33 protein-coding genes are annotated in these 25,778 nt (G+C 33.4%); 30 read left to right on the top strand and 3 right to left on the bottom strand.

All coding sequences use genetic code 11. From position 1 onward, the window contains the following. Positions 1–16: 16 nt before the first annotated feature. Complete coding sequence (locus tag CHB72_RS10340) at positions 17–382, bottom strand: sulfite exporter TauE/SafE family protein (protein ID WP_089282814.1); 366 nt, start codon at positions 380–382, stop codon at positions 17–19. Next, positions 382–741: a sulfite exporter TauE/SafE family protein gene (locus CHB72_RS10335; RefSeq protein WP_089282813.1), complete on the bottom strand. Its 360-nt coding sequence runs from the start codon at positions 739–741 to the stop codon at positions 382–384. Before CHB72_RS10335 ends, CHB72_RS10340 begins: the two co-directional genes overlap by 1 nt. A 587-nt stretch (positions 742–1,328) precedes the next feature. Here CHB72_RS10335 and nadE point away from each other — a divergent pair. From nadE to CHB72_RS10300, 8 genes are all read left to right on the top strand, one after another. Continuing rightward, positions 1,329–2,078, top strand: a complete 750-nt coding sequence (gene nadE / locus CHB72_RS10330) for an NAD(+) synthase (protein ID WP_089282872.1) — start codon at positions 1,329–1,331, stop codon at positions 2,076–2,078. A gap of 83 nt (positions 2,079–2,161) precedes the next feature. After that, positions 2,162–2,878 carry a YebC/PmpR family DNA-binding transcriptional regulator gene (locus tag CHB72_RS10325; protein WP_089282812.1) on the top strand — a complete coding sequence of 239 codons (717 nt, stop codon included), beginning with the start codon at positions 2,162–2,164 and terminating at the stop codon, positions 2,876–2,878. 703 nt (positions 2,879–3,581) lie between these two features. Beyond that, positions 3,582–4,031, top strand: coding sequence for a hypothetical protein (locus CHB72_RS10320; RefSeq protein ID WP_089282811.1), 450 nt, complete (start codon positions 3,582–3,584; stop codon positions 4,029–4,031). A 207-nt stretch (positions 4,032–4,238) separates the two neighbouring features. Next, the gene (locus CHB72_RS10315) at positions 4,239–4,412 is read left to right on the top strand and encodes a YebC/PmpR family DNA-binding transcriptional regulator (RefSeq protein WP_089282810.1); all 174 of its coding nucleotides are present in this window, start codon (positions 4,239–4,241) and stop codon (positions 4,410–4,412) included. A gap of 40 nt (positions 4,413–4,452) precedes the next feature. Further along, positions 4,453–4,551 carry a DUF3006 domain-containing protein gene (locus tag CHB72_RS27330; RefSeq protein WP_242975097.1) on the top strand — a complete coding sequence of 33 codons (99 nt, stop codon included), beginning with the start codon at positions 4,453–4,455 and terminating at the stop codon, positions 4,549–4,551. Further along, positions 4,532–4,660 carry a DUF3006 domain-containing protein gene (locus CHB72_RS28265; RefSeq protein ID WP_089282809.1) on the top strand — a complete coding sequence of 43 codons (129 nt, stop codon included), beginning with the start codon at positions 4,532–4,534 and terminating at the stop codon, positions 4,658–4,660. The genes CHB72_RS27330 and CHB72_RS28265 overlap by 20 nt, the downstream gene beginning before the upstream one ends. After that, on the top strand, positions 4,651–5,151 hold the full coding sequence (locus CHB72_RS10305; RefSeq protein ID WP_089282808.1) for an S-ribosylhomocysteine lyase: 501 nt from the start codon (positions 4,651–4,653) through the stop codon (positions 5,149–5,151). The genes CHB72_RS28265 and CHB72_RS10305 overlap by 10 nt, the downstream gene beginning before the upstream one ends. Positions 5,152–5,375: 224 nt before the next feature. Then, positions 5,376–6,503, top strand: a complete 1,128-nt coding sequence (locus tag CHB72_RS10300) for a C40 family peptidase (protein WP_176431312.1) — start codon at positions 5,376–5,378, stop codon at positions 6,501–6,503. A gap of 129 nt (positions 6,504–6,632) precedes the next feature. Here the strand turns inward: CHB72_RS10300 and CHB72_RS10295 are convergent, their stop codons facing one another. Further along, a complete protein-coding gene (locus CHB72_RS10295) occupies positions 6,633–7,187 on the bottom strand; it encodes a lytic transglycosylase domain-containing protein (protein ID WP_089282806.1) in 555 nt (184 codons plus the stop codon). Between the two features lie 118 nt (positions 7,188–7,305). On the opposite strand from CHB72_RS10295, the gene CHB72_RS10290 reads away from it, so the two are divergent. The 22 genes from CHB72_RS10290 to minD all read left to right on the top strand — a co-directional run bounded on the left by CHB72_RS10290 (position 7,306) and on the right by minD (position 25,774). Further along, entirely contained in the window at positions 7,306–8,202 is an 897-nt protein-coding gene (locus tag CHB72_RS10290) for a hypothetical protein (protein WP_089282805.1), read from the top strand. A 22-nt stretch (positions 8,203–8,224) separates the two neighbouring features. Continuing rightward, positions 8,225–8,581, top strand: a complete 357-nt coding sequence (locus tag CHB72_RS10285) for a DRTGG domain-containing protein (protein ID WP_089282804.1) — start codon at positions 8,225–8,227, stop codon at positions 8,579–8,581. Between the two features lie 28 nt (positions 8,582–8,609). Next, positions 8,610–9,032, top strand: a complete 423-nt coding sequence (locus CHB72_RS10280) for an ATP-binding protein (RefSeq protein WP_242975096.1) — start codon at positions 8,610–8,612, stop codon at positions 9,030–9,032. A gap of 110 nt (positions 9,033–9,142) precedes the next feature. Continuing rightward, positions 9,143–9,481: a DRTGG domain-containing protein gene (locus tag CHB72_RS10275; protein WP_089282803.1), complete on the top strand. Its 339-nt coding sequence runs from the start codon at positions 9,143–9,145 to the stop codon at positions 9,479–9,481. Continuing rightward, positions 9,481–10,191 carry a PHP domain-containing protein gene (locus CHB72_RS10270; RefSeq protein ID WP_089282802.1) on the top strand — a complete coding sequence of 237 codons (711 nt, stop codon included), beginning with the start codon at positions 9,481–9,483 and terminating at the stop codon, positions 10,189–10,191. The genes CHB72_RS10275 and CHB72_RS10270 overlap by 1 nt, the downstream gene beginning before the upstream one ends. A gap of 111 nt (positions 10,192–10,302) precedes the next feature. Next, the gene (locus tag CHB72_RS10265; protein WP_089282801.1) at positions 10,303–10,848 is read left to right on the top strand and encodes an ATP-binding protein; all 546 of its coding nucleotides are present in this window, start codon (positions 10,303–10,305) and stop codon (positions 10,846–10,848) included. A gap of 291 nt (positions 10,849–11,139) precedes the next feature. Continuing rightward, a complete protein-coding gene (gene rsxC / locus CHB72_RS10260; RefSeq protein WP_176431310.1) occupies positions 11,140–12,474 on the top strand; it encodes an electron transport complex subunit RsxC in 1,335 nt (444 codons plus the stop codon). Between the two features lie 15 nt (positions 12,475–12,489). Next, on the top strand, positions 12,490–13,434 hold the full coding sequence (locus CHB72_RS10255) for an RnfABCDGE type electron transport complex subunit D (RefSeq protein WP_089282800.1): 945 nt from the start codon (positions 12,490–12,492) through the stop codon (positions 13,432–13,434). A gap of 2 nt (positions 13,435–13,436) precedes the next feature. Next, positions 13,437–14,006: an RnfABCDGE type electron transport complex subunit G gene (locus CHB72_RS10250; RefSeq protein WP_089282799.1), complete on the top strand. Its 570-nt coding sequence runs from the start codon at positions 13,437–13,439 to the stop codon at positions 14,004–14,006. 41 nt (positions 14,007–14,047) lie between these two features. Continuing rightward, a complete protein-coding gene (gene rsxE, locus CHB72_RS10245; protein ID WP_408606564.1) occupies positions 14,048–14,629 on the top strand; it encodes an electron transport complex subunit RsxE in 582 nt (193 codons plus the stop codon). Between the two features lie 13 nt (positions 14,630–14,642). Further along, complete coding sequence (gene rsxA / locus CHB72_RS10240) at positions 14,643–15,224, top strand: electron transport complex subunit RsxA (RefSeq protein ID WP_089282797.1); 582 nt, start codon at positions 14,643–14,645, stop codon at positions 15,222–15,224. Positions 15,225–15,236: 12 nt separating this feature from the next. Continuing rightward, positions 15,237–16,223: an RnfABCDGE type electron transport complex subunit B gene (locus CHB72_RS10235; protein ID WP_089282796.1), complete on the top strand. Its 987-nt coding sequence runs from the start codon at positions 15,237–15,239 to the stop codon at positions 16,221–16,223. Positions 16,224–16,401: 178 nt separating this feature from the next. Next, a complete protein-coding gene (locus CHB72_RS10230; protein WP_089282795.1) occupies positions 16,402–16,926 on the top strand; it encodes a Gx transporter family protein in 525 nt (174 codons plus the stop codon). 264 nt (positions 16,927–17,190) lie between these two features. After that, positions 17,191–17,439: a DUF4321 domain-containing protein gene (locus CHB72_RS10225; RefSeq protein WP_089282794.1), complete on the top strand. Its 249-nt coding sequence runs from the start codon at positions 17,191–17,193 to the stop codon at positions 17,437–17,439. A gap of 8 nt (positions 17,440–17,447) precedes the next feature. Beyond that, a complete protein-coding gene (locus CHB72_RS10220; RefSeq protein ID WP_089282793.1) occupies positions 17,448–18,026 on the top strand; it encodes a nucleoside triphosphate pyrophosphatase in 579 nt (192 codons plus the stop codon). A 172-nt stretch (positions 18,027–18,198) separates the two neighbouring features. Further along, a complete protein-coding gene (gene radC, locus CHB72_RS10215) occupies positions 18,199–18,861 on the top strand; it encodes a RadC family protein (protein WP_408606563.1) in 663 nt (220 codons plus the stop codon). 28 nt (positions 18,862–18,889) lie between these two features. Beyond that, entirely contained in the window at positions 18,890–19,915 is a 1,026-nt protein-coding gene (locus tag CHB72_RS10210; protein WP_089282791.1) for a rod shape-determining protein, read from the top strand. A 14-nt stretch (positions 19,916–19,929) separates the two neighbouring features. Further along, positions 19,930–20,763, top strand: coding sequence for a rod shape-determining protein MreC (gene mreC / locus CHB72_RS10205; protein WP_089282790.1), 834 nt, complete (start codon positions 19,930–19,932; stop codon positions 20,761–20,763). Between the two features lie 22 nt (positions 20,764–20,785). After that, positions 20,786–21,277 carry a rod shape-determining protein MreD gene (gene mreD, locus CHB72_RS10200; RefSeq protein WP_089282789.1) on the top strand — a complete coding sequence of 164 codons (492 nt, stop codon included), beginning with the start codon at positions 20,786–20,788 and terminating at the stop codon, positions 21,275–21,277. Between the two features lie 14 nt (positions 21,278–21,291). Then, a complete protein-coding gene (locus CHB72_RS10195) occupies positions 21,292–24,084 on the top strand; it encodes a penicillin-binding transpeptidase domain-containing protein (protein WP_089282788.1) in 2,793 nt (930 codons plus the stop codon). A gap of 232 nt (positions 24,085–24,316) precedes the next feature. Next, positions 24,317–24,949, top strand: a complete 633-nt coding sequence (gene minC, locus CHB72_RS10190) for a septum site-determining protein MinC (protein WP_089282787.1) — start codon at positions 24,317–24,319, stop codon at positions 24,947–24,949. A gap of 27 nt (positions 24,950–24,976) precedes the next feature. Further along, on the top strand, positions 24,977–25,774 hold the full coding sequence (gene minD, locus CHB72_RS10185; RefSeq protein WP_089282786.1) for a septum site-determining protein MinD: 798 nt from the start codon (positions 24,977–24,979) through the stop codon (positions 25,772–25,774). The last annotated feature ends 4 nt before the right edge of the window (positions 25,775–25,778 follow it).

Genomic DNA, 25,778 nt, shown 5'->3' with positions numbered 1-25,778 from the left:
GATAAATTTATTTATCCTACTTTCTTTTTTGAAGTTTGTCTTTACATAATATCTCATAGACACCCATGATAAATAAAAATGCTCCAAATAAACGTCTTAAATTCGAGGAAGGTATTGTGAGGGCTAGTTTTGATCCTAACCAGGCGCCTAATAAACCAAATGAAATAATCGGTAAACTCAGCTTAAAGATGATATTTTTGTTTTTAAAATGAATAATTAAAGCTACAATAGCTACAGGGATAAAGGATAGTAAATTGATACTCTGAATCGTTTGTTGCTTGAAATCCGTTAAAAAGATCAGGCCAGGTATTAATATAGTGCCGCCACCAATTCCCATTCCGCCTATTATTCCTGCCAAAAGGCCTAATATAAATATAGCCATTAAAACACCATCCTTAATGCTGCTAAAATCATAAAGACGCCGAATATTTTTCTTAAATAATTATCAGAAAACCGATTTAATGCTTTTGAACCTATGTAACTACCAATAATTCCACCTAGAGCAACCTTATAAGTTACATCTATGGCGGTAAATCCATGTTTATAATAAATAAAACTACTGATCATAGCAAAAGGAAGAATAATAGAAATAGCTGTTGCATGGGCTTTGTGTTGGGGAACATCAAAGACAAAATTTAAAGCAGGGACAATAATAGTGCCACCTCCTGCTCCGAACAATCCATTAATAACTCCGGCAATGAACCCTACTAATAAAACTTTAAACCAGTATAGATTCTTCATTGATTCTATCACCTCTGATTAATAATTGAACCACTCCAGTTCATGCTGAATAGAAGGAATTTTGATAGGCAAAGTAACCTATCTAATGTACATAAGCTGTAACACTCACTAATAGAAGTGAGTGTTTTAACAAAAGATAAAGATGATTTTAATTTAACCATATAAAACGAATCTATTCATGATGCACTTATCTATGTATACAACAGATGTTAAACATCAACCTAGCAAATAGATAAAATTTATCAATTGCTAATAAAAAATGCATAAAAATATTATAAAAAGAAAAAAGAATTTGCAAAATAGTTTATCAAAATAGTTTATAATGTTCTTATAATCTGTATACGCCTTTATAATCAAATTTTAATATACACGGTCTACGGTTTCAGTTCTTAGTATGTTGAAATTTAGAGACGTATACCTATATTGACAATTACTTTTTAAAATAAATGCTTTAGTAAACCGTAATTCTTATACTATGTGATAACAGAGTCAACCCTTCCACCTTAAGAAGGAAGACTTTGCTCTATATTCAAAATAAATAATGAAGTGAATTGTATTTACGAAAGGAGATTGAAGTAAGAATGACGATGAAAATTCAGAAACAAATTGATTTTGTAGTGGACTGGCTAAGACAACAGGTTAAACTGTCTGGAACAAGGGGACTAGTTGTAGGCATATCAGGGGGTATTGACTCTGCTGTAGTAGCAAATCTCATTAAGAAAGCATTCCCAGACAATTCCCTTGGAGTAATTCTCCCTGTTAAAAGTAATCATAAGGATGTTGAAGATGGGATATTAGTGGCAGAAGCCTGTGGCATTAAATACATTACAGTAGACCTCAGCAAACAACAGGAGGACATAGTTGGAAAGGTAACAAATGAATTAAAAAATCAAAACCTCTATCATGAGAAAAATCAACGGGTAATGGATGCTAACCTCAGAGCTAGACTTAGAATGAGCACACTTTACTCCACCGCAAACAACCTAAACTATCTAGTAGTGGGCACAGACAATGCTGCCGAATTACATACTGGTTATTTTACCAAATATGGAGACGGTGGGGTAGATTTATTGCCAATCGCTAACCTAAAAAAATATGAAGTGTACGAATGGGCCAAAGTGCTAGGAGTGCCTCAACGAATTGTAGACAGACCACCCACTGCTGGTTTATGGGAAGGTCAAACAGATGAAGTAGAAATGGGAGTTACTTATAAAAGTATCGATGCTTATTTAGAGGGAAAGCCTATTGATCAAAAAGACAAAGAGATTATAGATAGGTTTCATAAATCATCACAACATAAAAGAGAACTGCCTCCTATACCCCAAATTAATATATAAATTGATTAACGTAGTTGCTTATGATAAAATTTATCTGATAAAATATCAAGTTAAAACTTAATTGGATAGGGAGCGATTAAATTATGGGTCGAATTGGTAATATTAAAGATAGAAAAGCAAAGCAAGATTCTAAACGGGCAAAAATATATACAAAACTTGCTAGATTAATTACTGTAGCAGCACGAGAGGGAGGAACTGACCCCGAATATAATGCTAGCTTAAAGAGTGCAATAGATAAAGCAAAAGCTGGTAATATGCCTAATGATAACATAGATAGAGCTATTAAAAAAGCTGCTGGAGATGCAGGTGGAGATCAATATGAAAAAATTATTTATGAGGGCTATGGCCCCAGCGGTGTAGCTGTTATAGTAGAGGCATTAACGGATAATAGGAACAGAACTGCCGGAGAAGTTAGACATGCCTTTGATAAGAATGGAGGAAATCTAGGAACCACTGGTTGCGTTTCTTTTATGTTTGATAGAAAAGGACAAATTATAATTGAAAAAAACGACAGCATTAACGAAGAAACATTAATGCTGGCAGCATTAGATGCTGGAGCTGAAGATTTTACAGCAGAAGAAGATGCATATGAAATTATTACTATGCCAGAAGATTTCCCAACTGTAAAAGATAATCTATTAGCAGAAGGCTACCAATTCATTCAAGCAGATATCATGTACATTCCTCAAACAGAAACAGAGCTGCAGGAAGCAGATATTAAAAAGATGGAAAAACTAATAGATATGCTTGAGGATAACGATGATGTGCAGGAAGTGCACCATAATTGGAAGGAAGCTTAAAAATACTGATATAAGGTTACTTTCTTAGATCATTTAGAGGAAATGAATGATGATATATTGAGTAATAGTGTATGTGAGATTTTAGTGCTCCAAGCTACGTATAGGGATAGAACACCCTCCTATATGAATGTTTATTATTAAATATTCATATAGGAGGTTTTTTATGATGATTGGAGAGTAGATTCAAATTTTCAAAGCATTCTTTGCGCACTGTGTCCAAAGAGAATATGCTTTTAAAATTCTGTATAAAAAATATCTTGGCAGAAGAAGACGCTAATCAATATCTACAACGGAATAAGTCAATAAAATACTAAATTGTCATATTTCTTGAAGCTTGTGAAACTTTTTTCTATTTTAATTGTCAATAAATATGTAGAGAAAAACTTACCAAGACTTACTATACCGAAAGGAACAAGTGTGTTTAGCGAATAGTAAAAATAGTTAGGTGGTGAATTTATGCCTTGAAACCAAGGGGTTAAGAGCTTTCTAGCAGGGTTTATAGCTTGTTTTGTAGTAACAATCACATTAGAACTATTAGGTAAAAATACAGGGATTGTTAGATTGAAAGTTTTTGCAATTGCCCTTTCAATAGGTTATCTTATTAATCTGTTGTATAAGAAGAATAAATCGCGATACCTATAAAAGTATAATGTGTAGAAAAGATAATTTATAAAGAACCATAGGGGTGAATAGGAGAGATTTGATGAAAAAGATTAGTATTAACAAATTTTTATATTATCTTATTCCAATAATGATATCGTCGACAATTATAAGTATTGGATATTTTTTCATGAACGGTATCCCATTGCTAGGCGTTCCCAAATTAGAAGATATTGCTTATGTAGAAATTTCTGATAATAGATTAGATATTAATGCACGAAAGTTTACAGAAAAGGAGGAGATAGAGAAGGCTATCAATATGATTAATTTACTAACATATAAACTGGGAACGCCAGAAGAAAAAGAGCCTTTAATTGAACTTGTATTTTATTTAAAAGATGGAGATACTTTTGTCATAAGTTCAAATGAAAAAACTGCATATAGTAATGGAAAAGCATACAGCATCAAAGGTGATAATGGAATAACATTCATAAACGTTATAGAAGGGATATTCTTCTTTAAAGATTTGGTTGAAGAAGAACTATCTATATAAAATCAAGCTTAGCTGAATAAACAAAAGGGCATTATAAGTGACTTATAATCTTTTTGAGCCGATATAGCGATACTAGAAGGAGTAATGCAACGCATTGAATAGTAGGAGTAATAAATTTAAGAAAGCACACTATTGCTAAAACCTTGATTCACTTATGTGAATGATGATATACTATCTATAAACCATGGAAAATGTTACAACTGAATTATGATAAACATTCATAAAGAAGGCTACCAATTCATTCAAGCAGACATTATGTACATTCCTCAAACAGAGATGGGACTACAGAATGAAGACGTTAAAAAGATGGATAAACTAATTGATATGCTTGAGGACAATGATGATGTGCAGCAAGTGTATTATCATTTGAAGGAAACTTAGACATGATAATTTAACTTTCCTATCATTAGGAGGAATTATTTTGATGATTCTAGACCGTTTCGAAGGAAATATCGTTGTTTTAGAAAAAGAAGGAGAGTTTCTGCACATCGACAATAAGCATGATCCCATCTTCTTCTAAAGAAGGAGACGTTTTAGTATTTGAAGATGGTAAATATATAGTGGACGAACTACTAACTTTAAATCGGCAAAGAGAAATAAAGAAGAAGTTTGGCCGCCTATGGAAGTGAAGAAATTGATTGTTAAGAAAGGAGAGTTTGACTTGAAGATTGTTGTTGAAAGCTTTACAATGGACCATACAAAGGTAAATGCACCTTTTGTTAGAAAATGTGGACATATAAACACACCTAAGGGTGATGTAATAACAAAATATGATCTAAGATTTACACAGCCTAATGTAGATTCCATGCCGACTTCCGCTATACATGCAATTGAACATCTTTTAGCAGGATATATAAGAGAAGAATTATCAGATATTATTGATATCTCCCCTATGGGCTGCCGAACGGGGTTTTATCTTATTAAATTAGGTGATAGTACGGAAGAGGTAATAGCTTCCGCTTTAATCAATACATTAAAGAAGGTGCTTAAAGCTAAAGAAATACCTGCTGTTAATCCAATTCAATGTGGTAATTATAGAGATATGTCCTTATTTGGGGCGCAAGAATATGCAAAAGAAGTCCTTGAAAAATTAGAGGCTAAGTATAAACAAAATCGTTAGATATTAGATAAATCATATGGTTTTTTAAGAAACGTATGATTTATCTTTTTTTTACATATGGTAACAATAATATATTTCCAACACTAATATATATTGAAAACCGAATAAAATTTTAACATAAGTCGAAATTATTTCCATAAATAAGAAGGGTTTTAAATAAAAAAGTAGAATAATGTAATTAAATGAAAAATTACAATATTTACTTTAGGTGGTGGATGTGTTTAATGAGAAGACTTAAGAAGAAAAACGCACTTTTTGTAGTATACGTACTACTAGTCATTATGATGATGTCAACAACCTTAGTCTATGCCAATGAAAATAACGCTATTGTTATAGCTGGACAAGGAATGTTAAGATCAACAGCAGATTTTAATGGAGAAGTAATACAATCTTTACCTATTGGAACGGAAGTGTTGGTACAAGAAACAAAAAATGATTGGTATCAAGTTGTATTACAGGATAACGCCACTAAAGGGTGGATGTACAAGGATATTATCGTAAAATATGATGAGAAAGCTAATGCTCTTAAAAAAGGAATTATTAATGCTGATGGTGTATTAAATGTACGTTCTGTGCCATCTACAGAGGGCACTATCATATCAAAATTGTCTAATGGGACAGAGGTTCCTATTCTTAGTACAGATGAAGAATGGTATCAAATACAATTAAGCACTGGGGTGAAGGGTTTTGTTCATTCAGATTTTGTAGATCCTGTGCCAAATTATCCGCAAGCTAAGATAATAGCCGTTAGTAGTAATATATACGAAAGTCCAAACGCTCAAAGTAAGATAGCTGTTACATTAAATAAAAATGATAATATCTATATAAAGAATTATGACAATGGATGGTACAATATCTTAACGAAGGATTTCATTGAAGGCTGGATTAAGAGTGAAGAAGCTGAATTGCAGATTAATGTGGTACAACCCGTAAACCGTTCTGGCACCAGAACACATACACTTAGTAGTATAAAATCAGTTAGTGAAAAGTATTTAGGAAAACCATATAAATATGCTTCAGCTGGACCGGATAGTTTTGATTGTTCAGGATTTGTATATTATATTATGAATACTTATTATAAAGATTATCTTAAAGAAAAAGGCATTAATTTGCCAAGGTCTTCGCGAGATCAAGCAAACGTAGGGACTCGTATAAATAGAGACCAACTTCAGGTAGGTGATTTAGTATTCTTTAATAGTGGCAGTAGTTCTACTATTAGTCATGTGGGTATATACATTGGAAACAATGAATTTATTCATGCATCTTCAACTCCTGGTGATGCTAAAATTATAATATCTCCACTAAATACAGGACATTATAATGGAAGATATTCAACGGCAGTAAGGTTGTAGAAAAAGGCACATAAAAAAACAGGCTTTTAAGCCTGTTTTTTTATGTGTTATATAATAAAATTTTTCTAAACAAAATGATAAATAATAGTTGAAAAACTGTTTAATTAATACTTTAAATAGAAGTATTAATTAAACAGTGAGAGTTGAATTCTCATATGAACCTAATTCCTTTAATACCTTACTTACATAGTTCTGAGTTTCTGAAAAAGGAGGGATTCCTCCATAATGATTTACATTACTAGGACCAGCATTATAAGCAGCTAATGCTAAGGTTAAATCACCTTCATATTGATCTAAAAGCCTTCGCAAATATTTGGTTCCACCTTCTATATTTTGTTGTGGATTCCAAGGGTTTACTACCTGAAGCTCTCTAGCTGTAGACGGCATCAATTGCATTAAACCCTGAGCACCCGCCTTGGATAAGGCTTTTATATTAAAGTTTGATTCTACTTTAATAACAGATTTTATAAGTTCTGGAGCAATATCATATTTTTCTGCCGCCATATTAATATATTGATTTAAGCTAGAAGTATGTGTATATGATTCTGCACTAGAAATTTCATGATTAAAGATTTCTGAAAAAGATGTATTATTGTTTGTAGGTACATTTAGAGAAATAGGTATGCGATTTTGAATTTGAGATATTTTTTCCAAGTAAATCTGATGAACAATATTTTTAATCATACTATCAACTCCAATTATGGAATAATTTCACTTAATTCTATTATATATATATTAAGACAAGTATTCAATAAAATTGATGAATATTATTATAAATAAAATTCTAATTGGAGGTATGGGTATGAGAAGAAAACGATTTAAAACAATGAAGATTAGGAAGAATTATAATTATACGTTAATAATTCTTTTTCTAATTGTTATACCACTAGTCGCGATTTTTCTTGGTTCAAGAATTACTGAAAGAATAGTAATGCCAGCTTTGTATTCTGATTTACCACTAGAGGAGGATGTATTAGAAGAAATAATAAATTCAGATGACTTAAATAATGAGTCAAGTGATAAGGAAGAAGCCCTCAACCAAGAAAGCGAAGTAAATAATAGTGTCCTAGAAGAGCAGGCAACAAGCGATCTTTTACCGCTTTCAGTTTTTATGATTCAAATAGCAAGTGTTTCTGATACTGCGAATATAGAGAGCTTTGTTGAAGAATTGAATGAAAAAAAATTGCCTCATTTAATATATAAAATTGACAATGCATATAAAGTCTATATTTTAGGATTAACAAATAGAATGTTTGTAGAAACACAGCTTCCCTATGCAAGAGAATATTATCCTGATGCTTATATAAGTGAAATTCACTTACCAGCAAAAAAAATTAGTTATGATAAATCAAAGGAAGAAACAAGTGAAAGTATAATAAAAGACTTAAATAGTTTAATTGAAATAATGGATAAACAAGCTAAAGAATGGTATAATTTTATAAATAAACGAAGTGAATTAGATACATATAAAGAATTACTAATACAGCAACAAACTTTAGTAGGTCAATTATTGGAAAAGGTAAAGGACGAAAATATACCTGAAGGATTACCTAAAAGTGAAAATGTAGAAAAAATGATTCATCATCAAGAAAGCAATATTAAACACTCTTTAGAATTGTTAGAAGACGAAGAAAACATATATAGGCTACATAGCTTGTTTTTAGACAACTTATTTAGAATGTTAGAAACCATCAAATGATAAATAATATGGAGGTGAAGAAATGACATTAAAAGAAGTTAAAGAATTATTAGAAGCAGAAATTATAACTGGTACGGAATATTTAGAAAGAGAAGTGAAAACTGCTTTTGCTTGCGACTTAATGAGCGATGTACTTGCATTTGTAGATGATAAAACTTTACTTTTGACAGGATTAGTAAATTCTCATACGATTCGAACTGCTGAAATGATGGATATTTCAGCGGTGGTTTTTGTGCGAGGTAAAAAGCCTGATGAAGATACAATTAGGCTGGCTGAGGAAAATGAAATTGCAATTATGTCTACGCCGCATATTATGTATGTAAGTTCCGGTATTCTATACTCGAAAGGTCTAAAGGGTGCACAAATTGTACATAAATAGCTTAATTAATTAGAATTTATAGGAGGAAGTGATAACCATTAAATTAAGTTATCAAATAGAAAAAGATGATTTCACAAGAGCAGGACAAGCGTCTAGCAGCATTAAAAAGGTGTTAAAGCAGTTAGGTATCGATGCACAAATTCTTAGAAGAATAGCAATTGCCACATATGAAGCTGAAATGAATATTATTATACATTCAGAAGGTGGATTCATAGAAGTTAATATCGATCCGGAGAAAGTTAATATAATAGCTGAAGACCGAGGCCCGGGGATTGAAAATATTGAATTAGCCATGAAGGCAGGATACTCTACTGCTTCAGAAAAGATCAGAGAATTAGGTTTTGGTGCAGGAATGGGATTACCTAATATAAAGAGATGTTCTGATGAATTTCAAATAGAATCAACTGTTGGAAAGTGTACAAGATTAGAAATAGTAATTTACAATCCATAACATTTCTATTGATAAATACGGTTGATTTTAATAGTCAATAGTAATCTTACAGCTTTGTCATACTAAGTTGATTTAGAAATTTAAAATAATAATGATAAAGGGGATAGACTATGCTAACAGTAGAACAATTAAAAAATGAATTGCTTTTAGAAGTAGCTGCAGGTCAAAATAATATGAGTAACATAATTAAAGGAGTTTATATAGGGGATTTATTAAGCTGGGTAATGGCACATATTAAAAAAGAAGATGTTTGGATTACCATACAGACAAACATGAATGTTATTGCCGTTGCAGCGTTAGGGGAGGCATCCTGTATCATTGTAGCAGAGAACGCAGAAATTGAAGAAGCTACCTTATTAAAGGCTGATGAAGAAGGAATACCTCTTTTAGTAAGCCCATTAAGCGCATACGAGATTGCAGTTAAAATAAATAAGTACTTACAAATATAATGATGCTGGCAGTAGATTTGCATATTCACAGTGGCTTATCTCCTTGTTCAGACAATGACATGACTCCTAACAATGTAATACGTATGGCTCAGTTAAAAGGGCTTGATGCTATTGCTATTACCGACCATAATAGCACTAGAAATCTGCAAAGTTTTTTAAAGGTATCTGAGAAGTATGATATGATTGTTATTCCAGGTGTGGAAATAACTACAAAAGAAGAAGTTCATCTGCTGGCATTATTTCACAACTTGACGCAGGCTGCTAAATTTCAAGAGATACTTGATGTTACTCTGCCTAAGATTAACAACAATACTAAGCTTTTTGGAAATCAATATATTTATGATGAAGAAGATAACATAGTTGAAGATTATAGTAAATTGTTAATAAGTGCTATTTCTTTAACTTTAAAGGAAACTATTGACGAAGTTATTAAAATTGGAGGCATTCCAATACCAGCCCATATTGATCGACATAGTTTTAGCATTTTATCAAATTTAGGTTTCATTTCACCGGAACTTAATTTGAAGGTAGTCGAAATTACAAGTACATGTGATTATATCAGATTAGCGAAGAAACATCCTTATTTATGTGATTATAAAAAAATTATTAGCTCTGATGCTCACGGACTAGGAACTATTTTTGAACGTAATTTTCTTATTGAGGGCTTTAGTAAAGAAGCAAGTGAAATTCTGTCAAATTTACATACTTAAATTACAGAAACTTTTTATTGCACTCTGTGAAAGTGACTGACTTAAAAGTTATAAATCAAACTTTGAGTCATCTACTTTTGAACAAAGTATGTAGTCTTAGGAGGAGTAGCGTTGAAGGAATTAGCTTTACATATATTAGATATTGCTCAGAATTCTATAAGGGCGGAGGCAACGTTAATAGAAATTACTATTAAAGAAGATATTACAAAAGATATATTCTCTATTGAAATAAAAGATAATGGTATTGGTATGGATGAGGAAACTTTAAAAAGAGTAGAGGATCCTTTTTTTACTACGAGAAACACAAGAAAAATTGGATTAGGTGTTTCTTTATTAAAAACTGCTGCATTACAATGCGAAGGTAGTTTTAACATTTTGTCAAAAAAAAGAATGGGCACGATTTTAACAGTTGTTTTTAAACATAGCCATATTGACAGGGCGCCTTTAGGATCTATAGAAGATACTATAGTTACACTTTTAATGATGGAAAAGGAAGTTGATTATATATACAACCATCATTATAATAATAATAGTTTTTCTTTTAACACCAAAGAAGTTAAAGCTATACTGCAAGGATTACCAATAACAGACATTAAAGTTATTGATTGGATAAAAAGGCACGTTGCTGATGAGATAAAAGACATCGTTAATTCTTAAACTTACCCTTATAACATGGTAATTCATACAGAATTATTGTATAATATTATTTGATATCTTGTTATTATAATAATTAACTTTTTAACAACCAGTCTTGCTGTATAGATATACATGTTTTTATATTGAATAATAGAAGGATATACTAAACAATAGAACAATAGTATAAATATAGAAAACAAGATATACAGTATACAAGATAATAAGATACAAATAGTATCTTGATTATATTATTAACATAACATTATTGTTATTAATTGTTCTTTAAACTTTAAATAAGGGGTGAAAATACAAATGAAGTTTTTTACTTTTAGAGGAGGTATTCATCCACCTGAAGAGAAGGAGACAACTGCCCAACTCAAGATTGAAAAAGCAGTTGAGCCTGCTACGGTGATAATACCTTTGCAACAACATATAGGTGCCCCCTGTGAACCTATTGTGAAAGTGGGGGATGCTGTGAAAATTGGTCAGAAGATAGGTGAAGCTAAAGGCTTTGTTTCAGCTCCGGTACATGCAAGTATATCTGGGACTGTTAAGGCTATTGGTGATGTGCCAATAGGTACTGGGAATGAAGCTTTAGCAATTGTTATTGAGTCAGATGGAAAAAATGAAGTGGATGGCTCAATTCAACCAAAGGGTAACATCGAAGCGTTGGAGCCAAAAAAAATTATTGATATCATTAAAGAAGCTGGTATTGTGGGTATGGGAGGAGCTACTTTTCCTACACATGTAAAGCTTTCTCCGCCTCCTGAAAAGAAGGTGGATACCATCATATTAAATGGTGCTGAATGTGAACCATATCTAACGGCTGACCACCGTTTAATGCTTGAAAACCCTGATGATATCATATTAGGATTAAAGGCAATGATGAAGGCTGTGGGGGTAGAAAATGGGTATATAGGTATTGAAAATAACAAACCTGACGCTATTGATATGATGTTAAAGGCTGTTGAAAAAGAATCTAATATAAAAGTAGCGGCATTACAAACAAAGTATCCACAAGGTGGAGAAAAACAACTAATTTTCGCTATCACCAATAAAGAAGTTCCTTCAGGTGGGTTACCGATGGATGTAGGTGTAATTGTGAGTAATGTAGGCACTGCGGCACAAATAGCCAAAACTATAAAAACTGGAATGCCGTTAATTGAACGAATCACTACTGTGACTGGAAAAGCTATTAAGGAGCCTAAAAATTTATTGATTAAAATTGGTACGCCAGTGAAAGAGTTGATTGAACAATGCGGAGGATATGTGGAGGAGCCAGGCAAACTCATCTTAGGAGGGCCAATGATGGGGTTTGCACAACATAATGACGAAATACCTGCAGTCAAGGGAACGTCAGGAGTACTGGTTTTTAATAAGGAAGAGGCTGAAATGCCTAATCCATTAAACTGTATTCGATGTGGTAGATGTGTTGAAATTTGTCCTGCAAATTTACAACCAGTATATATAAGTGAAAATTCATTAGCTAATAGGATGGAGCACGCTGAGAAATATAGGGCTTTAGACTGTATAGAATGTGGTTCTTGTTCCTATGTGTGTCCATCAAGAAGACCTTTACTACCATCTATTAGAGTAGCTAAAAATCAAATAATTGCTAAAAAACGAGAGCAAAAGAAAAGTAATTAAATGGGAGGGAAATCAATGGATGAAAAGCTAATTGTATCTTCTTCTCCACACATTTTGGATGATGATACAGTAAAGAGAATCATGTTAGATGTTGTTATAGCCTTATTACCAGCTACCATAGCATCTGTATATTATTTTAGAACAAATGCTGCTATTATTATATTGTTAGCAGTATTAACTGCTGTTGTTACGGAGGCAGGAGTACAAAAGTGGATGGGACGACCTGTAACAATAAATGATTTCAGTGCTGTAGTAACAGGATTATTATTGGCACTAAACATACCAGCATCTGCTGCATGGTGGATGCCTGTTGTTGGTTCTTTTTTCGCTATTGCTATTGTAAAACAAGTTTTTGGCGGTGTAGGCCATAACTTTATGAATCCTGCATTGGCGGGAAGAATATTTTTGACTCTTTCATGGACAGATCGTATGACAGATTGGATTACTCCTGGCGTAGATGCTGTAACAACAGCGACACCTCTTGCAGTTATGAAGACGGCAGGAGGTACAGTACCAACAAATTTACCACCATTAGTTAACACAATTATAGGGAATATTGGAGGGAGTATGGGAGAAACATCTGCTATTCTTTTAATATTAGGCGGTGTTTACCTAATTTATAAAGGTGTTATCTCTTGGAAGATACCTGGCATTTATATAGGTACTGTGGCATTATTAACGCTAATATATGGTGGATTTGACTTTACCTATATGTTATACCATGTTTTCTCAGGTGGATTGATGATAGGTGCTATCTATATGGCTACTGATTATGCTTCTTCTCCTGTAACACCAAAAGGAAGAATGTATTTTGCTTTTGGATGTGGATTACTGACTTCTATAATTAGGTTATTTGGATCATATCCAGAAGGTGTAGCGTTTTCTATATTATTGATGAACGTAGCATCGCCTTTAATAGATAGATTTACAAGCCCTAGAGTATTTGGGGAGGTGAAGTAAAGATGAAGGAAATTATTAAGTTAGGTGTCATTTTATTGATTATTACTTCAGTGGCAGGTCTTATACTTGGTTTTACAAATGATTTAACCCAAGGAATTATTCAGGAAAGAGCTCTTGCGGAAACAAGAGAAGCTTTGATAGCTTTACTACCAGAAGCAGAAGATTTTGCTATTATTGATGATGAAGAAATGCTTAGTAGAAGAAACATATTAGAAGTATATGAAGGTATATCAAATGGAGAAGTCATAGGATATACAGTGCAAGTAAATCCTCAAGGTTACGATGGTAGGATAAAAATGCTAGTGGGTATATCTGGTGAAGGTAGAATTACTGGTGTAAAAGTAGGTGAACATACTGAGACACCGGGAGTAGGTTCCAAAATAGCTGATGCATCGTTTACTAATCAGTTTTTGGATAAATCTACAGAAGCGGAATTTATTCCAACAAAAGGCGGCGAAACTGATGACCAGTATATTGAAGCTATTAGTGGTGCCACTGTTTCTTCAGAAGCTGCAGTAGAAGGAGTAAATAGTGCTCGTAGCTTATTTGAAGAGGTATTGAAGAACCGTTAAATAACAGGAGGTGAAGTACTGTGAAACCAAATAGAATATTTATGAAAGGTTTAATATATGATAATCCAGTGTTTGTACAGGTATTAGGCATGTGTCCTACATTAGCTGTAACCAATTCAGCGTTTAATGCATTGGGAATGGGTCTGGCAACTACTGCAGTATTAGTAGGTTCAAACGTAGCAATTTCATTGTTGAAAAATTTCATTCCAAGTAAAATTAGAATTCCTTCTTTTATAGTAGTAATTGCTACTTTTGTAACAGTAATAGGTATGTTGTTGAAAGCATATTTACCAGCCTTAAATGCGGCGCTAGGTATATTTATACCTCTAATTGTTGTAAATTGCTTGATTTTAGCTAGAGCTGAATCCTTTGCTTCTAAAAGTTCTGCTATCGGATCGTTAGTAGATGGAGCAGGAATGGGTTTGGGCTTTACAGGTGCATTAGTAATTTTAGGAATGGTAAGAGAGTGGTTAGGTGCTGGTACAATATTTGGCAATGTTGTTATGTGGAGTAGCTTCGAACCAGCAAGATTTATGACAATGCCTCCAGGTGCGTTTTTAGCTTTAGGCTTACTGTTGGCGCTGTTTAATAAAATTACTTCAAAAGACTTAAATGAACTATAAGGAGGTGTAGGATGTGTCCGTTTCATCATTATTTATTATTTTAGTTAGTGCTATTTTAGTAAACAACTTTATTTTATCTCGTTTCTTAGGGATTTGTCCTTTTTTAGGGGTTTCAAAGCAAGTTGAAACTGCCTTTGGTATGGGGATGGCGGTTACCTTTGTAATGGCCTTAGCTTCAATCATAACTTATTTAGCGCAAATTTTAATTTTAGAGGAATTAAATATACAGTATATGCAAACCATTGTTTTTATTTTAGTTATTGCCTCTTTAGTTCAATTTGTAGAGATGGTTATTCAAAAGAGTAGTCCTACACTTTATCAATCCTTAGGTGTATTTCTTCCTTTGATTACTACCAACTGTGCGGTGTTAGGATTAACACTTATAAATATTTCGCAAGAATATAATCTAATAGAAACAATCGTTCACGCTATAGGTGCAGCATTAGGATTTACTTTAGCCATTGTCTTATTCGCTGCAATTCGTGAAAGGTTAGAATTATCTCATGTTCCTAAGGCTTTCAAAGGATTTCCAATTGCACTTATTACTGCAAGCTTGATGTCATTGGCCTTCCTAGGATTCGCTGGACTTGTGTAGAGGAGTGATAAAATGAATCTTCAAAGTATAATATATCCGATTATTAGTTTAGGTGGGTTGGGATTAGTTTTTGGTGCAGGTTTAGCCTATGCGTCCCAAAAATTTGCTGTTGAAATAGATCCAAGGGCCCTTGCCATAAGAGATGCTTTACCTGGAGCAAACTGTGGAGGTTGTGGTTTGCCAGGATGTGATAGTTTTGCAAAAGCTGTAGCAGAGGGAAAGTCTCCTGTAGATGGATGTCCTGTTGGTGGACCTGACTGTGCAAAAGCATTGGCAGAAATTATGGGAGTAGAAGTAGATGAAAGAGCTAGAAAAGTTGCAAAAGTTATTTGTAATGGAGACAAAGAAAAATGTAGAGATAAGTTTGATTATCATGGAATCAACGACTGTGTGGCGGCTTCTATGGTAGGAGGTGGAGGTGACAAAGCCTGCAATTATTCCTGCTTAGGTTTTGGAACCTGTGTAAAAGCCTGTCAATTTGATGCTATTGAAATTATTGAGGGAAGAATAGCTAGAATTATTCCAGAAAAATGTACAGCTTGCGGTAAGTGTATTGAGGTATGTCCAAAGGATGTAATTGACATGGTTCCTTATGATCAAACTGTTGTTATTACATGCAATAATAAAGAAACTGGTAAAGTAGTTAGAAAAAAATGTGAGGTTGCGTGTATTGCGTGCCAAATCTGTGTTAAAGCGTGTCCATTTGATGCAATTGATTTTAAAAATAATTTAGCTTTTATTGATTATGATAAATGTACTCAATGTTTTGTATGTGTAGAAAAATGTCCAACAGGTGCTATAGAAGGAGATCTAGAAAAGCGAAAAAAAGCAGTGATAGATGAAAATACATGTGTCGGTTGTACGATCTGCAAAAAGCATTGTCCCGTTGAAGCAATTGAGGGAGAATTAAAGGGAAAACATAAAATACTAGCGGATAAATGTATTGGGTGTGGCGCTTGTGAAGCTAAATGCCCTAAAAAATCCATTACTATGAACTAATTGATTAACCCTCTAGCCAATAAAAGCTAGAGGGTTAATTTATAGAAAACATTGTTCTAACAAATAAAGCTTCTTCATTAGCAAATATCAATTATTTTCTACTTGTAACTTCAATCCTTTAATGATAAACTTTTAATGGGTTAGTAAACAATTTGGTATATAGAAAGTGTGATTTAACATGAATACAAAAAAATTAGTCCATTTGGCAATGCTAACCTCGTTAGGTTTAGCACTGCATATTATTGAAATATTTATTCCTAACCCTTTTATTGGTATTGCTCCAGGTGCTAAATTGGGGCTAGCCAATATTATTGGATTGATAACATTGGTTATCTACGGATTTAAATATGCAATAACAGTAAATTTGTTAAGGTGTTTTATTGCTGGGATCGCATCGGGAGCAATTACATCAATGATGTATAGTATGGCAGGTGCTCTTGCTAGCACTTTATTGATGTGGGTAGTATACAAATTTTTCAGCAGATATTTCAGTTTGATTGGAGTCAGTGTGTTTGGTGCTTTAGGCCATAATGTGGCACAGTTAAGTGTAGCTGCACTCATCATCAATAATGTTAGAATCTATGTATATCTACCAATAATGATATTAGCTAGCATTTTCACTGGTATATTTATAGGCTTAACGGCAAACTTTACTCTTGAAAAAGCTAAAATACTTTTTAAGAATGGCATGAACACAATCTGATAAAATGAGACTTAATTCATAAGTAGATGACCATAAGTAGACATCCAAAATCTCTGATTTTGTGATGGTCACTTAGATTGTTTATCTAGAGGGAGTCTTTTTCCCTCTGAATTGTAGCCGAATTTATTTCGAGGATGTAGTGCTTAAATTGTCGCTTAAGATAACCGAAAGTTTAATTCATAACTTTCGTGTTAGTCACTTCATTTGTTTATCTAGAGCGACAGGTTTAAAGTAATACACCGAAGGGGAAAAAGGGGGAAAAGCATGAGTAGATATCGTAATCCTTGGATATTATTACTGCTTATTGTTACTGGGGTTGTATTAGGTGGCTTAATTGGTTCCTCTTTGGGGAATACTTTACCTATACTGTCTTATGGCCCTGGGCCCTTAGGTTTAAAAGATTTTCAAGTAGATTTAGGGGTTTTATACGTTCAGCTTACGCTTTTGCTTGATATAAATGTATCAAGCTTGATAGGGCTATTATTGGCAGTATTAATATTTAATAAACTGTAGGTGATCATTTGTCTAGAATAATATTGGCTTCAAATTCTCCCAGAAGAAAAGAAATATTGGAAAATTTGGGTTTGCAATTTCATGTAGTTAATAGTGAGATTAATGAGATACTAAAGGAAAATATACATCCCTATAAGCTTGCCAGTAATCTAGCACTTCAAAAGGCAGAAAATGTCGCAAGTAATAATTATGCTGATGGGCTTATTGTTGCTGCAGATACGATCGTTATCCGGGATAATGTCTTGGGAAAGCCTCAAAATCAACAGGATGCTTATGAAATGCTGAAGAAATTATCAGGCAATGCTCATGAAGTGGTTACTGGCGTAGCAATAATAGATTGTAAAAGAAATAAAAAGATAACTGATTATGAAGTGACTAAGGTATACTTCCGAGAAATCAGCGATGAAGAAATATATAAATATATAGCTACAGGAGAGCCTATGGATAAAGCAGGAGCTTATGGCATACAAGGCAAAGCTTCACTGTTCATTAAGAAAATTGATGGCGATTATTTTAATGTGGTTGGATTGCCTATATATAAGTTGGGTAAATTGATGCAAGAACATTTTAATTATAATTTATTGTAGTTAAAGGGCATCAACTACAGACTTTAATAGCATATGACTAATTAAATATTTTACTATTGATCATAGTGAATCATACTTAAAACCACCTTATGAAAAATACTATAATATTATAGATAAGTTATTGGGGTGAATGAAAGTGAGTAGGGAAAATTTATACACTACCATAAAAGAAATGCCAGAATGTGAGAGGCCAAGAGAGAAGCTATTAACGCATGGTGTAAATGCACTATCAAATGCTGAACTTTTAGCAATTATTCTTTCAACTGGAACAAAGGAAATGTCCGCTATTGATCTAGCTAATCATATTATACATTCTTCTAAAGAAGGTTTACGAGTTCTTACTAATTGTACAATCGAAGAACTTAGCCTAACAAAAGGTGTTGGTTTAGCAAAATCATCACAAATTATCGCTGCTATAGAACTTGGAAAACGTATAGCTTTGACCTCAAAAGCAAATAATTATAAGATAAAGAGCCCTGATGATGTGAGTCATCTACTAATGGAAGAAATGAGATATTTGAAAAAAGAGTTTTTTAACATCATACTATTAAACACTAAAAATGAAGTTATTGCTGTTGAAAATATTTCTATTGGCAGTGTAAATGCGTCTATTGTACATCCAAGAGAAGTATTTGTTAGAGCAATAAAACGTACAAGCTCTTCCATTATTCTAGTTCATAACCACCCTAGTGGTGATCCAGATCCTAGTAAAGAGGATATTAATATTACAAAAAGATTGGTAGAGGCAGGAAAAGTCATTGGAATTGAAGTGTTAGATCACATTATTATAGGAGATAATGTATACAGCAGTTTAAAGGAAAAAAATATCATATAAATGTACATTTCAGGAAGGAGCAGTATAAATGGGTATTTTCAAATTATTTTCTAGAGATATGGGAATCGATTTAGGTACAGCAAATACATTAGTATATGTAAAAGGTAAGGGTATTGTTTTAAGAGAGCCCTCGGTTGTAGCTATACAGAATGATACAAAAACTGTTTTAGCAGTAGGTGAAGAAGCTAAAAGAATGATAGGAAGAACGCCAGGCAATATAGTAGCCATTCGTCCTATGAAGGATGGTGTAATTGCAGATTTCGATATTACTCAAAATATGTTAAAATATTTTATAAGAAAGATTTATTCTAGGAAAACCCTAGTATCTCCAAGAGTTGTTGTTTGTGTTCCATCAGGAGTTACCGAAGTAGAAAAACGTGCTGTTGAGGAAGCTGCTCTTCAAGCTGGAGCCAGAGAAGCCTATTTAATCGAAGAACCTATGGCAGCAGCATTTGGTGCCGGCCTGCCGGTCGAAGAACCAACAGGCAGCATGGTAGTTGACGTTGGTGGGGGGACTACTGAAGTGGCAATCATTTCTTTAGGAGGAATCGTTACTGCTAAGTCTATTAGAGTAGGTGGAGATGAACTAGACGAGGCTATTGTACAATATATTAAACGTCAATATAACTTGATGATTGGAGAAAGAACTGCAGAAGAAGTAAAAATAAATATTGGCTCTGCTTTCCCAAAAGAGACCGCAGAAAAAATGTTAGTTAGAGGACGAGATTTAGTTTCAGGATTACCTAAAACAATAGAAGTATCCTCAAATGAGATTTTGGATGCATTAAAAGAACCTGTAAGTCAAATTGTAGATGCAATCAAATATACCTTAGAAAAAACGCCTCCAGAGCTAGCAGCAGATATTATGGAAATAGGCATCATGTTAACTGGTGGAGGTGCATTGCTAAAAGGTCTAGATCAGTTGGTAAGAAAAGAAACTGGTATGCCAGTACAAATAGCTGAAGAGCCATTAGATTGTGTTGCATTAGGAACGGGTAAAATGATAGAAGATATTGATAGTATCAGAGCAGCAACAAGAAGAAAAATGAAATAAAGATGGTGAATTAGATGAGAAAAAAAGCAGTTAAAGATAAATCAGCAATGATAGTGACAATTGTCGCTATCATTCTCATTATAATTATTGGATTCACATCAAAACAAAGAGATGAAATTACCGTAGTAGAAAAATGGGTGGGGAATATACTAAGCCCTGCACAGAAGGTTGTCAATATTGGTGCAACAACAGTAGGGGAAAGCGTTTATTCAATCTTTAACTTTTCTAAAATTGCTAGAGAAAATGTGAAGCTAAAAGAAGAGATGGAAAATCTTCAGGAACAGTTAGTAGAAGCTAGATTAAATCGAGATGAGTTAGAAGAGTTGAGGGGTTTAAGGTTTGCACTAAACTACTTAGAGGAAACTACCGATTATGAACCAATTGCTGCTAATATTGTAGCAAAATCTCCAAGTAATTGGTTTGACGTTTTCACAATCGATGTTGGTGAGGACAGAGGTATAACAAAAGACAGTATTGTTTTAGCGTCTAGCGGATTAATAGGAAAGGTATATGAAGTTGGAGGAAACTGGTCCAAGGTTATTTCAATTATTGATAACAATAGTTCAGTAAGCTTTCAAGTATTAAGAGATAAAAATTATCAGGGAATTGTTTCTGGAAGTATAACAAATGAATTGTCAGGTTATTTATTTGACCCTATGGTGGAAGTTGTAGTTGGGGACAAATTGATTACTTCAGGAATGGGAATATATCCACAGGGAATTATGATAGGAGAAATAATAGAGGTTTCTAAATCTAGTGATCAATTATTAAAAACTATTACTGTAGAACCAGCAGTAAACTTTAAAAGTATGAATAAAGTATTGGTCATAACTCCGAATACAAGATAGGAATAAAAGGGGTTTTAATAAAGTGAAAACACTGATTATTGGTATAATAATAATTGTAAATTTTATTTTGCAATCCACAGTTTTAAAATATACGAGCATATATAATATTATTCCAAATACTAGTTTAATTTTGGTAGTATGCTTTGCTATAAACAGTGATAAGAAAAAAGGTGCATTGATAGGGTTTATTATTGGCATTCTTCAAGATATTATTTTTGGAAAGATATTAGGATTAAATGCATTAATCTATATGTTAATGGGTTATTTAATTACCTTGGCTAATAAAAACATATTTAAGGAAAACTATATTATTCCTTTTTTGTTTACAGTCTTAGGAACTGTCTCCTATTATATTTTTGGCACGTTTTTTATATATTTTTTAGGGTTTAACATGGATTTTTTTAATATTTTCAAAAACATGCTTATTATGGAAGTTTTATATAACGCTATTATTTCTATTTTTGTTTATAAGTATGTATATAAAATTTATAAGCCAACTAGAAATAGGTATTAGAATGGTGATGACTTATGATATTAAATAAATTAAAAGATCGATATAATATTATTATTTTAGTCTTTATCGTAATCTTGGTAATCATTCAGTTTAGATTAGCTACTATTATGATAGTGCAAGGTGAGGAATATAGAGATCAAGCAGAAAATAGAATTATTAAAACGATACCGTTGCCTGCTGCCAGAGGAGAAATTCGCGATAGATATGGAAGACTCTTGGCAGGTAATCGCCCAAGCTTTACAATTCAAATGATGAAAAATGAAGTTATAGATGAACAAATCAATGAAGTCGCTTTAACTATAATTAATATATTGGAAAAAAATGAGGATAGATATAACGATGAATTTCCCGTTATTTTCACAGAAAAAGGCGAATATGTATTCTCTTATGACTTAGAAATTCAAACGTGGAAGGAAACCAACGACCTTTTAGATATTGAGACTGCGCAAGAAGCCTTTGAGGTATTAAGAAGAAGATACAATATTGAAGAAACTGATCCTGCAGAGGTCCAACAGCAGTTTATTAAAATACCAAACTTAAGCGTGCCAATTTCTATTAAAACATGGAAATTTACAGACGAAATGAGAAAAGAGCAATGGCTGCAAAGCTATAATATCCAAGATATGGAGATGTCAGCCTACGAAGCTTTTGAAGCTGTTAAAAATAGAACTTATGAGATACCAGAAAATTATTCTGATATTGAAGCTAGAAAAATTATGGTTGTAAGAGAACAGCTAAGAAAACAAGGCTATCTCCAATACCAGCCTGTTAGAATTGCTCAAGATATATCAGAGGTTTCTGTTACAGAGATTGAAGAAAACATCATGAGTTTACCTGGAGTGAATATCGCCGTTGAGCCAATAAGATACTATCCCGAAGGTGAAATGGCTGCCCATGTACTAGGCTATTTAGGAAAAATATCTCAGCAAAATGAAATTGATCGATTTATTAAGGAATTAAACTATTTGCCCAGCGATATTATTGGGAAGACGGGTATCGAACACAGTTTTGAGGAAACACTGAAGGGAGCTGATGGCTCACAAAGAGTTATTGTTGATTCCTTTGGAAGACTTAGAGAAGTTTTAGAAAGACAAGATCCTATTCCAGGGGATACAGTATATACAACGCTAGATGTCAATTTACAAAGAGTAGCTGAAGAAACTTTAGTGAAAGTGCTAGAAACCCTTCAAGTTGGTGGTGTCTACGAGACCCAATGGGGTACTAATAGGTTACTGCCGGCAAAAGGTGGTCCTTTGACTAATGCTACTGTAGGTGCTGTTGTCGTAACTGATGTTAAAACTGGGGAGGTTCTAGCATTAGCCAATTATCCTGCCTATGATCCAAATCTTTTTGCAACTGGCATTAGCATGACAGATTGGCAAAATCTTATGCCGGAAAATGAAAGAGATCCAATAGCACCAAGACCTCTATTGAATGTGGCTACTAATACAGCTATTCAACCTGGATCTACATTCAAAATGATAGTTGGATTAGCAGGTCTTGAACAAGGGCTTAGTCCGGATTACAAAATATTAGATCGAGGTTTTATCCAAATAGGGGGGCATAGCTTTGGTAACTGGTTATGGAATCAAAGCAGGAGGACAATGGGATATCAAGGCTTACATCAGGCTATTGCTGATTCTAATAATTTCTATTTTTATTCAGTAGGAAATGGCTATGATTATGGTGTAGGTAGGAATCTTCCAATTCAAATGAATATGGATATTTTGACAGAGTATACAAAAATGTTTGGATTAAATGATAGAACTGGAATTGAGATAGAGATACCGAGAGAAAGATCAGGTGGAGTACCAAGTATCGAAAACAAAACTAAAACGGTTAAGGCTATGCTGAGAAATCATCTAAGAAGACAAATGAGAATAGATGATTTAGATGATACAATGGTAGAACCTACACCTGAACTATTACTAGAGGTAATAGAAGAAATAGTTAGTTGGGCTGAAGAAAATCCAGCACGATCTGTTATTTATAATAAAATGCTGGAATTAGGGATAAAGGAAGACAAAGCAAGTATTTATACTGATGTTTCAAAATATAGTTATTTTACTCAAGCAAGATGGAGCACAGCAGATACCATGAACTTTTCTATAGGACAAGGAGAACACGCCTATACACCCATCCAAATGACTAACTATATGGCTATGCTAGCAAACGGAGGCTATAGGTATAACTTAAGTTTAATTAGGAAAACGCAAAGCTATGATGAAGAAAATATAATAGAGTATCCCCCAGAGCTGGTAGAACGTATTCCATTAAAAGATTATAATAACTTAGATGAGATTAATTATGCCATGCATTTAGTGCAAACAACTGGGAGTGCAAGAAGCTATTTTAATAAATTGCCTATAAATATAGCGGGAAAAACTGGAACAGCTCAAAGAGAAGGTAAAATACCTCCTCTTGACGAAGTAGAATATCTAAAAAAGCATCTTGGATCTTTTGGTGTATCACAAGCAGCTGTAGAGCATAAGACGCTACAGTTAATGGAAGAAAATAAAGATAATCCTAGGTATCAAGATGAAGGATACGCTATGAGAGAAGCTATTAAAAGTCTTAATCCTAAAGCAAATTTAGATCAGTTTAAACGTGACTACGATAACTATGCATGGTTTACAGGTTTTGCACCCTATGAGGATCCTCAAATAGCTATATCTGTATTGATATTTAACGGAGGATCTGGAGGATATGGAGCTCCAATATTTAGAGAAATTGTTGCTGAATATATGGGCTTAAATACAGTTAATGAAGAGGATGGGTTTAGTATTGAAAACAGACTAGCAAGATAGTTGCTAGTCTGTTTTCATATAATGTCTGCTTAAATATAGGGTACTTTTCAAAAGTAATCAACACTAAAAAAACAAGTGAATGTAAGGATGTATACTATAACTGTACTAGAGTCCTATGTTTTTTTATGAAATCAAGAAGGATTTACGACTCATATGGAGAATCTTATATTATGATACAGTATGTTTTTCAAAATATACAGCCAATTCAATTCACTAGTGGAGGTATTATTCCATGACTGAAGAAAATGCCATTGAGTTTAAAGGAACAAAACAAGGGCTTTCTATTTGTATTAAACCTAATTATGATTTCCAAACCATAAAGGTGCATTTGATTGAGAAGCTAGAAAAAACACAATCTTTCTTCAAGGGTGCTAAAATATTTGAAATAAAGGGCGATATGTTAACTCATGAGGAAAAAGAAGAACTAGCAAGTATTATGACAACTAGATACAAGATGGATATTTCTAGCTGTGAGAAACCATCTAAGTCAGTTAATTCAAAAGAAGAAGTCTTTGAAGGAATTGTTGAAGGGAAAACAAAATTTGTAAAAGGCACCATAAGATCAGGACAAAAAATTGACTATGATGGTAATGTAGTTATTCTAGGTGATGTTAATCCAGGCGCACAAATTATTGCTATGGGAAACATCGTTGTTATGGGGAGCCTGAGAGGTATAGCACACGCGGGATCCAATGGAAATACCAAATCCTGTGTTGCAGCCTTATATTTAGACCCTACTCAGTTGAGGATAGCAGATGTTATAGCACGAGCACCAGATGGAGACTATGAAAAACCAAATAATCCGGAATTGGCACGGATTAAGGAAAACATGGTATGCATTGAACCTTACTTAAATAAAAAATAAAGCAACGAATAGGGGGTTAATAACAAAATGGGCGAAGCAATTGTCATTACATCAGGAAAAGGTGGGGTTGGCAAAACAACTACGACAGCAAACCTTGGAACAGGTTTATCTCAACTAGGCTATAAAGTTGCAGTTATAGATGCAGATATCGGTCTAAGAAATCTTGATGTAGTTATGGGTTTAGAAAATCGGATTGTTTATGACTTGGTTGATGTGGTGGAGGGGGTCTGTAGGCTAAAACAGGCTCTTATTAAAGACAAGAGATATGAAGGATTGTTTTTATTACCCGCAGCACAAACAAAAGATAAGAACGCGGTATCACCGGAACAAATGCGTAAGCTAACCAATGATTTAAAGGAAATGTTCGATTATGTACTAGTAGATTGTCCTGCAGGTATTGAACAGGGATTTAAAAATGCTATTGCTGGTGCCGATAAAGCCATTGTTGTTACAACGCCAGAAATATCAGCAGTTAGGGATGCAGATAGAATTATTGGATTATTAGAAGCATCCGAGCTAAGAGATCCTCTTTTAGTTATAAACCGTATTAGAATAGATATGGTGAAAAGAGGAGACATGATGAATATTGAAGACATGATTGATATATTAGCCATTGATCTTTTAGGGGTAGTACCAGATGATGAAGCTATCGTTATATCTACAAATAAAGGGGAACCTGTTGTAAATGAAAACACCTCACTAGCAGGACAAGCATATAGAAATATTGCCAAACGAATCGCTGGAGAAAATGTTCCCTTTATGAATATGGAATCAAATGAAAGCTTTGTATCTAAACTAAGAAAGCTCTTTGGTTTAGCAAAATAACTTT

This window comes from Anaerovirgula multivorans (assembly GCF_900188145.1).
GTDB classification, from domain to species: Bacteria; Bacillota; Clostridia; order Peptostreptococcales; family Natronincolaceae; genus Anaerovirgula; species Anaerovirgula multivorans.
This window is presented reverse-complemented; position numbering and strand designations above follow the sequence as displayed.